Raw genomic sequence first — 9944 nt, forward strand, 5'->3', positions numbered from 1 at the left:
GGAGGATTTACTAGATGCACAGATGTCAGTTATGACTAAGTTGGAAGTTGATGATTATGTTAAAAAATGTGATATCTATTTAAAACTCTTTGGTAAAAAGCTTGACTCATATTCAATTCTGGAAATTCCGTTTTCTGAATTTGAAGATTTATTTCTTGAAGCAACTGGGAAACATTTGAATGGTCGATACATAACGGCGATTAAGATTTTTATGGGATCTCAGGAAGGTGTTGGTGTGTTTCCGATATTTCAACCGGTCTACCTTAAAAGAACACGGTATGATACAATTACCCAAAAAGAGTTGTATCAAATACCAACCTACGGGCATGGAAAATTTTATAAGTTTGTTGAAGAAAAACCTGCAGGTGAAAAATTCGTAAAAATGGAAGAAGGTGATCGGGATAAAATCATTGAGAATTATACGAATGGTAGCATGACAATGGTTCACGGAAAAGATCAACCTCACACCAAATTTATCCATGACATAGATGTTGAAGCCTGCCTGTTTCCTTTTCAGACTCTTTTTAAACTCATACAGGAAAAAGATCCTAAAGTGGAAAAGGAAGCAATTTTCCTGACAAATGCGATTCGCACAGTAATCGTTGATAATGTATATGAAAACAAACATGTATTTATTATTAGTGGAGAAAAGATAGAGAATAAGGAGCTCGATCTGCCAGCTAAATTTGCAAACAGATCTCATTTATGCCCTCCGTGCAATACTGTCGATTTCGGATTTGATGTTTTTGCGTTGCCTAAATCTGTTGCTGTTCCTGTTTAATCGTATCTTAGCATGTCTCACTACCACATTGAAACCGACATGCTTACACTCTTCACGGAAATCCTGTGTTTATCACTGGCTATTTTAACCGGAATTCTTGCTTTTCGTCAGATGAACAGCTTTTTCAAAACCCTGTTTTTACAAGTCGTGATCTGGAGTTTGTTTTATGCCGGATCACATGCAATTACCTTGTATCAGCAGTCCATGAATCAACCCATCGACAATCATTGGCTTATGAATATTCATCTCATCATTGAAACCGGGTTGTTGCTTACAGCAGCCTGGTTTGTTTTGCCGAAAGCATTTCGAACATTTCTATGCGCCGGAGCATTTTTGTCTTTCCTGACAGCGATTGGAATTCAGGGCTGCATGTATGGATTTGATGGGTATCTGAATTATGCAGATGCCACCGCTTGCATTGCCATCACAGTGATTTTTTACATGGTTTTATACACTTTCGGACAACAAACGCGCGTACGCCTGCTGCGATCTCCGGAAAAGTGGGCTTGTCTGGGAATTCTGATGTATTTCGCATGCAGCGTTCCCTATGTCTGCATGATAGATTACCTGCAGACTGAGAGTCCGGCGGTGAATACCTTTTTGTATTATTTGATCAGCGGGGTGCTGGCGAATATCCGATACTTGTTACTGGCACTTGCCTTTTGGATGCTTTACCGACAAACAAACCGGAAAATATTGAATATATGAATGATATCATTTTAAGCATCGTTGCGGTAACCTTGTTGATCCTGCTTTTAATTGCCGGAATCGCAATTACTTTTTTTCTGACGAATCGCCAGCGAATGCGCCAGGAACAGGAACTGATGGAGACCAAACTGGCATTTGAACAGGAACTCCGTCAGGTGGAAACGGAAGTAAGTGAGCACATCATGGGGCAATTTGCCAATGAGCTGCACGACAATATCGGACAATTGCTCACAGCGATGCATATCGAGATTGAGAACCGGAAACTGGATCAGCCGGATAACCAGGAAAGCTATAAGCCACTCGAAATTTACCTCGGAGAAGTGACACAGCAACTCAGATTACTGAGTAAAACATTGAACAACGATTTCATTGCGCACAGCGGATTACTTACGGCTATTCAATTGGAAATCGACCGTTTGAACAATTTGAAGCGGTTTAATGTTCAGTTGGATGCGGATTCTGCCGGAACACCACTCAAAAAAGACCAGGAACTGATGGTCTTCCGGATTTTTCAGGAAATCGTTCAGAACATTATGAAGCACGCAGAATGTAAAGAAGTATACGTTCGCCTGAAAACAAGTCCGGAAGAGTTTGAATTACAGGTCAAAGATGACGGATCAGGATTTGATTACAACGAAGTTTTCAAACAAAACAAAGCTTCCGGTCTTCGGAATATCCTGAAAAGAGCAGCATTGGCCCAGCTGGAATGTACCATTCACACAAAAAAAGGAGGCGGTACGAGCTACATTCTGAAAAAATCACCACATTCGTACATACTTTAACTGGCTGCTCTTCATGGAAAAACGAAAGATTGTACTGGTGGATGATCATGTGATTGTCCGGAACGGATTGAAAGAACTCATTGAGAAACTGGGAGACTATTCCGTAGTAGCCCAATTTGACTCCGGAACTTCGCTATTGAATGCGCTTCCAATCGTCCCGAATCCCGATTTGCTGATTGTCGATTTGAATATGCCGGGAATGAGCGGTTACGAATTGGTGCAGGAATTGAAAAATTCAGGCATTGAGCAACGGATTCTGATTCTGACACTCGACAGCGACGAACAAAGTATCATTCGTTTATTCCGGAACGGAGTGCGCGGGTTTTTGAAAAAGAATTGCAGCGCTGAGGTTCTCAAAGATGCCTTAAATTCCATTCTCACCACAGGTTATTATCACAATGAATTTCTGACGCTTTCATTACGAGAAGAAGTAGAACCGCCGAAGCTCTCCGAGCGGGATAAAATTCTGCAGCAGTTTACGGATCGCGAGCGCGAATTCCTGCGTTTGGTTTGTCACGAAAAGGAATATACCTACGAACAAATTGCCGATCAGATGCAGGTGAGCGCCCGGACTGTGGATGGTTACCGCGAAGCCATCTTCGATAAGTTCGCTATTAAATCTAAAACAGGATTGGTTCTGTTTGTGCTGAAACATCAATTGTTCGGGGAGTTGTAATTAAAAGAACAAGCGCACAAACTTTGTTTTGCAAAAGTCGTTAAGTGATACTCGGAAAGTCTAAAAATGATATCTTTCGGGGATTAAACTATTCACATGAACCAGCAAAATAACACAACGGGTTTTTCCAAATACCCGGTTTCAACAACAGACCCGAGATTTCCCAGTTTTTTACAAGGATTCAATCAGCGCTGGCAGGCAGATCACTGCCAGGTCGTTTATGTATGTTACTCCCGGGAAGGAGTTGCTGCAGCTTTGGAGGAAGCAATTTCCCTGTATGGACGAGATGTAAAGATCAAAAGTGGCGGACATTGTTACGAAAACTTTGTTTTCAGTCACAGAACCAAGGCTATTATTGATGTGTCAGCCATGAACGATTGCGGGTATGATCCTGAAAAAGGATATTACCTGGATTCAGGCGGAACAAATTGGAGTGCATTCAACAGCCTTTTCCGGGATTATGGGAAAGTGCTTCCTGCCGGATCTTGTTATTCCGTTGGTTTGGGAGGACATATTTGTGGTGGCGGTTACGGATTGTTATCGCGCCTGAACGGATTAACTGTTGATTGGTTGACAGGAGTAGAAGTAGTAGTGAAGCAAGGTCCTGAAAAACCCGCTTCAGTGATCTATGTCTCAAAAGAATCCAACGATCCGGATGAGCAACATCTTTTTTGGGGGCATCTTGGTGGTGGTGGTAATTTCGGAGTCATTACCCGTTATTATTTCAAAGAATTACCGGATAGTCCCGTTTCTGCATTTATTACCCAATTAAGTATTGAGTGGAGTGATCTCACACCAGAAGTTTTGTCTGAGGTTCTGAATTTTTTCACTGCAATTGCAGAAAACCCGGATAACTGGCGGCAATTTGGAATTCTTGCCTTGCATCATCAGTCCCTGGGAGAAATTGTCATGACGATTCAAACAGCCGTTTTACAATCTGAAAATCCGGAAGCAATTAAAGAACGTTATATCGACAGTTTGCTTCAGCAATTAAGCGGATTTGTAGCTTACAAACTTACAACAACACCTTCGATCACTCGCCTGGGTGGATTCGTTCAGCCGTCCGCCCATACCTTGAGTTACACATTTTATGAAGCGGTTCAAACCTTAAACGGCTCCGGAGCCAATCAACGAGGAAAATACAAATCGGCCTATATGCGGAAAGAATTCCCGATGGATCAAATCGAGGCAATTTATAAATACCTCACGCTGGTTCCCAAATCACTTACGTCGCAAGACATGTCACAGTGTTTGCTGCAGGTAGATACTTACGGAGGAAAAATAAACACGGTTTCTCCAACGGAAACCGCAATTCCTCAGCGTTCTTCGGTACTCAAATTGCAATACCAGGCTTATTGGACAGAAGAAAAGGACGACGCGGCTTTCCTGGAATGGATGAACGAATTCTATACGTCGGTTTATAGAGAAACAGGCGGAACACCCAATCCTCAACTCGATCTGACAGATAATGTGGATGGCTGTTATTACAATTACCCCGATTCTGACCTGAATGAGTTTGGAGGATTGGAAGGTGCTCTGCAACTGTATTTCGGTGAAAACCTTCCGCGTTTGAAAAAGGTTAAAAAGCGTTGGGATCCGACCGATTACTTCAATAGTTTTCAATCGATTCCGGTGGAGTGATTCTGTTTGATCATTCCTCTTTTTTAACTGGATCAGGTTGTTTCGCATCGCCCTTGGGATCATTCTCGAGGGCTTTTTTACGCATGTTTTTGGCATACAGAAGCATGTCCAACGTGTCGTGCCAGAATTTTGATCCGACACTCATACAGAAGCCGGTCAAAACACAGCCGATAAACGAATAGAGAATAGTAACAATAAGAGGGGAAGTCCCACTTTTCCAAACGATGTCTTTCCAGCCAAAATGCTCGGTTGGGTCTTTCAAACTCAGCAAGTCAAACACATTGGCATTCATGAGTAGTGCAACAATGATGCAAAGCGTAATGTTCAAACCCACAATTTTTCGTTCCCGGTCAGCATTCACAACGGGATCATCCGACTGTTTTGAAATATCTTCCTCCTTGCTACTAAAGAACAACAGCTGTTTTCCTTTTTGCCCGAAATAGAGTTTAAACCAATTGATTACCCGCTCCGAAACAAGGCTCAAAGTGAAAAGAGCTGTTGCGAGTGTGATTAATTTTTCAAGTGCATCCATAGTAAATCGTTTTAGAGTTAGGGAGCAAAGGTTTTGAAATAAGCGATGAGGTGCAAGGGGAGTTTGTCCGGTTAAGAATGGGATTATTCACGTATAACTCATGAGGTTATTAGCTGATTGATAAATTGGTGTTTAACATTTGGAGTTAGACCTTTGGAAGAACTAATTAAACATAAATATATGGGAACAGAAATTTGTAAAATTGTAAGCAAAAATTCAGCTTTGGCTGCTTTGAAAAATGAAGATTTATTGGATGTTCAATTGACTGTTGTGGAAGTTCCGACAGCAATTCAAGAAATATCTGATTGCCACAAGTATTTGAAGATCAATAATCATGAGATTCAAAACCTGACAGTAGATAGTATCCAATACAATACGTTCGACTCTTTGTTTAAAGAGGCAACAAATCTTCGTGGAACTTCAACTCAATCGTATATTACAGGACTTAAAGTGAGTCTGGGTATAAAAGCAGGAAATATGTTTCTGGTCTTTCAACCGGTTTATCTGAGCAAATCTACGGATGTGTTAAATGAACCGAATCGCTATTATGTTCATGAAGGATTACATTATTATTATAAGGGTGATTCGGATGGGTTTGTTCCTGCTAAGGCAGAGGACCTGACAGCGCTTGTGTGTTACCATGATACGATTCAAATTAAACATTTGGAGAGTGTTGATTTTAAGCCGTTTAATGACCGGACAGACTCCAAGGCTGTAATTATTCCGTTTCAAGTAATTTTCTCTCTAATCTATGACAATGAAAATAATACAGATGTGTTTTTATTCAATGCAGTTGTTAAAAGAGTAATTAGCGGAACAAATCAGGTTAATCATACGGTTTTGATTGGAGCTAATAATGATGAGGCAAAGGGAATTCATGGTGGATTGTTTACCGGAAAATACGCGAATCGTTCTCATTTATGTCCACCTTGTAGTTATGTAGATACTTTGGTAATTGAAAGACCAGGACCTACTATCTGTACACTTTAAAGAATACCTTTCTTAAGACCGGGAATAACTTTTGTGATATCCCGGTTTTTTAACCGTCGTTTTATTTGTTGTCCTTAATTATTTTTCCCTGGCACCAAATTTGCCTACCTTTTCACCATGAAAACAGTGGTCGCTTTTCTGATTTTGCTTCAACCCTTGCTGGCTTCGGCGCAGCTGAAGTGCAAAACGACGGGTCAATCGGATGGTTCGACGATCACACAATGTTTCCACCAAAACGGGAAGGTTTCTACGCTTGAAAGTTGGGATAAAGACAAACGTTTCGGTACCATCAAGGGGTACAATGATCAGGGGAAGGAATTGTTTTCACACGGTTTGCGCAGTATTGGCGGACATGCTTCCGTTTCACTGACCTATTTCCCGAACGGACAATTGGAAAAAGTCTATTTCAGCGACGCTCCCGATGGAGGAATTCAGTTTTACAATTCGACAACCCATTTTGATGAAAAAGGAAATCAGACGGAATTTTCAGAAACAAAATATCCGAATCAGCCGGAACTTGAAGTTCCGGATTCTGTCAAACGAAGAAAACCACTGGTGGAGATCAATCGGGTGTTGGAGAAACCAACTGAAAAAAGAATCGACTTCCTGATTATCAATAAAACGAAATCCAGGCAGAAAGTACTTATCGAACAGCCGATTTCTGAAGGAGATGTGATCCTGGAAATTCGTGCCAAAGAGGAAGGTTATCGTATGGTGTTTCTGAAAGAAGGAGAAGAGAAAATTTATCGGAATCCGGAGCTTTCTTTGATGGGGAATACACAGAAGTTTGAATTGATTAAAGTGAAAGAAGAAGTGCTCGATAACCGGATTCTGATCACCTGGTATATTATCAGGATTTAGTCATTTTTAATGAATTTTCACAAGTTTTTGGCGATTCTAATCTCTTTTTAAGCCGAAATCACGGGTTTTTTGCTAATTTTAAGGATAATCATAAATTGGTTTCTTAGTTAGAAACATAAAACCATTTTCATGGGGCACGTTCCAGAGTTAATTATAGATTTAGCATTAATTTTAGGTGCGGCGGCAGTAATGACCATCATTTTTAAGATGTTACGTCAGCCGGTCGTATTAGGATATATCATCGCAGGGGTCATCGTAGGACCTTATTTCAACTTCTTTCCAACTGTAGTCGAATCCGAGGGGATCAAGACCTGGGCAGAAATCGGAGTTATTTTCCTCTTGTTCGGGTTGGGACTTGAATTCAGCTTCAAAAAATTACTCAAAGTAGGAAACGTCGCCGTCATCACTTCCCTCATGGGTGTCGGGATGACCTTCCTGATCGGTTACAACGTGGGGGTCATTCTCGGTTGGAATATGATGGACAGTTTGTTCATGGGAGGAATTCTCAGTATTGCATCCACCACGATTATCTTCCGCGCATTCGATGAGTTGGGAGTGAAAAGCCAGAAATTCGCCGGAATCGTTCTTGGAGCATTGATTATTGAAGATTTGGTGGCCGTTGTATTAATGGTGATTTTGTCAACTGTTTCCATCAGCCGCTCATTTGAAGGAATGGAAATGATCTATTCGATCGGAAAGCTGGTTTTCTTTCTGGTTCTTTGGTTTGTTTCGGGGATCTTTTTCCTGCCGACATTGTTTAAGAAACTGAAGAAATACCTGAACGATGAAACCTTATTGGTGGTATCTCTTGCCTTGTGTTTCCTGATGGTTGTGTTGTCCTCTCAGGCAGGATTTTCTCCGGCCCTGGGCGCATTTATTATGGGTTCGATCTTAGCAGAAACTCCGAAAGTGGAGAAAATCGAGCACTTGGTTCAATCGGTGAAAGACTTGTTCGGAGCGATTTTCTTCGTTTCGGTCGGAATGTTGCTCAATCCGGAAATGTTGGTAGAATACGCGTTACCGATTGGTATATCGACGCTGGTATTGCTGTTCGGGAAACCGATTTTTGCAACGATCGGAGCCTTGTTTGCAGGTCAGCCGATCAAAGTGGCGGTTCAAACCGGGATGAGCTTATCCCAAATCGGGGAATTCTCATTCATTATCGCAACCTTGGGCGTCACCTTAAATGTAACGAGTGATTTCCTGTATCCGGTTGCGGTTGCGGTATCTGTCATAACCACCTTTACAACGCCTTATATGATCGGGTTTTCAGGGAAAATGTCGGATTGGGTGACCTTGAAAATGCCGGAAAAATGGAAAAACCGCTTATACAAATATAGTTTGGGAACACAACAGGTGACGGAAGCAAGCGACTGGAAAAAGCTGATTCGTTTTTACGTCATCAACACCATTATTTTTTCGGTTATCATTATCAGTATTATCTTATTGGCGAATCAATTCCTGGCGCCGTTTTTTGAGGCAAGTAAGTGGAAAAACCTGTTCATTGTTTCACTGACTTTGTTGATGATTGCACCTTTCCTGTACGCATTGGCATTCAGAAGAGGGCCTTCTCAAACGTATGCGAATATCTGGTTGAAACCCTTATATCGCGGACCACTTTTAGCATTGATCATTTCAAGAATAGCATTGGCAATCTTTTTTGTGGGATTCGTTTTCGCGAAGTATTATTCTCCCTGGGCGGCATTGATCGGTGTGATTGCGGCAGCATTGCTTTTCGTCACACAGCGTCACCGGATCAAGCAATTTTATGGAAAAATTGAATCGCGTTTCTTGTTGAATCTGCATGACCGCGAACGCAGCCAGGAAGAACAGCAAAGAACAAAAAACGTATTGGCTCCGTGGGATTCGCATTTAACGACCTTTACGCTGGAAACGCGATCTCCGATCATCGGATTGCCTTTGGGAACAATGAAATTAAGAGAAACGTATGGGATTAATATTGTGATTATCGAACGCGGAGATTTGATCATCAATATTCCGCGACAGGAAGATGTGCTTTATCCCAATGATGTTATTTCGGTAATCGGGACGGATGAGCAGCTTTCTTTGTTTAAGGATCATATTACGGTGAAGGAATTGAAAGAAGAAGTAAAATCCGACATGTCACAGGTTGGTCTGCATTCATTTACCATTCCGGATAATTCGCATTTGATCGGACAAACCATCCGGCATTCTAAAATGAGGGAAAGGTGTAAAGGAATTGTGGTTGGATTGGAACGCGATGAAAACCGAATCGTAAACCCTGATCCGGACATCGCTTTCCAGGCAGAAGATGTGATCTGGATTGTTGGTTTGAACAAACGTATTCAGGTTTACCTGAAAGATATTCTCAGGGATTGATTGTGGGGTGATGTGATTTGCGTGAAAACCATCTGAAAACCAGGTAGGATAGACTTTCTACACAATTTTATAAATTTATAAAATTGTGTTTTTGAAAACCAAAAACTTCCTGATAAAGTCGATTTTTGTCGCGCATCTAAAAGGTTGATTGAGCAGCGTCGAATGTAACTCACCTTACCCCCATTCCCGCATCAATCCTTCTGGAAACGCACAATATCACATTCCGGGTTTAGCGGAGCTCCATGAAGCAGGTGATCGATCAATTCATGAGTAACAAGCGGTGCAAGCATAAATCCTTTTGTTCCAAGCCCGTTTGCAATTACCATTTTGGGAAATTCAGGATGCTTCCCAACTAGAGGCCTTCTGTCCAATACGGTTGGTCGCACACCAGCACGATGTTCCGTAATCTCATACGATTCGGTAGTAATCGAACGCAGATTCTCCGAAATGGTTTGTTTGCCTTCTTCGGTCGGATCGGTATTATCTGTATTCCAAACATAGGTGGAACCTACTTTGAATTGCCCGTTTCCAAGCGGAAGCAAAAAGCATTTGCGGTTCAATGATTCGGCAGAATAAATGGTGTCCGATTGAATAACCAGTAATTCTCCCTTG

The 9944-nt window shown here is 41.6% G+C and carries 10 protein-coding genes; 8 read left to right on the forward strand and 2 right to left on the reverse strand.

Going from position 1 to position 9944, the window contains the following annotated elements:
- The 5 genes from Q1V93_RS13890 to Q1V93_RS13910 form a co-directional block, all read left to right on the forward strand.
- A partial coding sequence (locus tag Q1V93_RS13890) for a hypothetical protein (RefSeq protein WP_300665503.1) occupies positions 1 to 781 on the forward strand: 781 nt, incomplete at its 5' end.
- 12 nt (positions 782 to 793) lie between these two features.
- Positions 794 to 1489: a hypothetical protein gene (locus tag Q1V93_RS13895; protein WP_300665504.1), complete on the forward strand. Its 696-nt coding sequence runs from the start codon at positions 794 to 796 to the stop codon at positions 1487 to 1489.
- Positions 1486 to 2271 (forward strand): ATP-binding protein, encoded by a 786-nt coding sequence (locus Q1V93_RS13900; protein ID WP_300665505.1) that lies wholly within the window; start codon positions 1486 to 1488, stop codon positions 2269 to 2271. Before Q1V93_RS13895 ends, Q1V93_RS13900 begins: the two co-directional genes overlap by 4 nt.
- Positions 2272 to 2284: 13 nt before the next feature.
- Positions 2285 to 2947, forward strand: a complete 663-nt coding sequence (locus Q1V93_RS13905) for a response regulator transcription factor (RefSeq protein WP_300665506.1) — start codon at positions 2285 to 2287, stop codon at positions 2945 to 2947.
- Positions 2948 to 3043: 96 nt separating this feature from the next.
- Positions 3044 to 4588, forward strand: coding sequence for a BBE domain-containing protein (locus Q1V93_RS13910; RefSeq protein WP_300665507.1), 1545 nt, complete (start codon positions 3044 to 3046; stop codon positions 4586 to 4588).
- A 10-nt stretch (positions 4589 to 4598) separates the two neighbouring features.
- Here the strand turns inward: Q1V93_RS13910 and Q1V93_RS13915 are convergent, their stop codons facing one another.
- A complete protein-coding gene (locus tag Q1V93_RS13915; protein ID WP_300665509.1) occupies positions 4599 to 5120 on the reverse strand; it encodes a hypothetical protein in 522 nt (173 codons plus the stop codon).
- Between the two features lie 180 nt (positions 5121 to 5300).
- Between Q1V93_RS13915 and Q1V93_RS13920 the strand changes: the two genes are divergently transcribed.
- From Q1V93_RS13920 to Q1V93_RS13930, 3 genes are all read left to right on the forward strand, one after another.
- Positions 5301 to 6110, forward strand: a complete 810-nt coding sequence (locus Q1V93_RS13920; RefSeq protein WP_300665511.1) for a hypothetical protein — start codon at positions 5301 to 5303, stop codon at positions 6108 to 6110.
- A 117-nt stretch (positions 6111 to 6227) separates the two neighbouring features.
- Positions 6228 to 6971 (forward strand): hypothetical protein, encoded by a 744-nt coding sequence (locus Q1V93_RS13925; protein ID WP_300665512.1) that lies wholly within the window; start codon positions 6228 to 6230, stop codon positions 6969 to 6971.
- A 129-nt stretch (positions 6972 to 7100) separates the two neighbouring features.
- Complete coding sequence (locus Q1V93_RS13930) at positions 7101 to 9332, forward strand: cation:proton antiporter (RefSeq protein WP_300665514.1); 2232 nt, start codon at positions 7101 to 7103, stop codon at positions 9330 to 9332.
- A gap of 191 nt (positions 9333 to 9523) precedes the next feature.
- Here Q1V93_RS13930 and Q1V93_RS13935 read toward each other — a convergent pair.
- A partial coding sequence (locus tag Q1V93_RS13935) for an FAD-dependent oxidoreductase (protein ID WP_300665515.1) occupies positions 9524 to 9944 on the reverse strand: 421 nt, incomplete at its 5' end.

Origin of the sequence: Fluviicola sp. (assembly GCF_030151805.1) — a bacterium.
GTDB lineage: Bacteria > Bacteroidota > Bacteroidia > Flavobacteriales_D > Crocinitomicaceae > Fluviicola.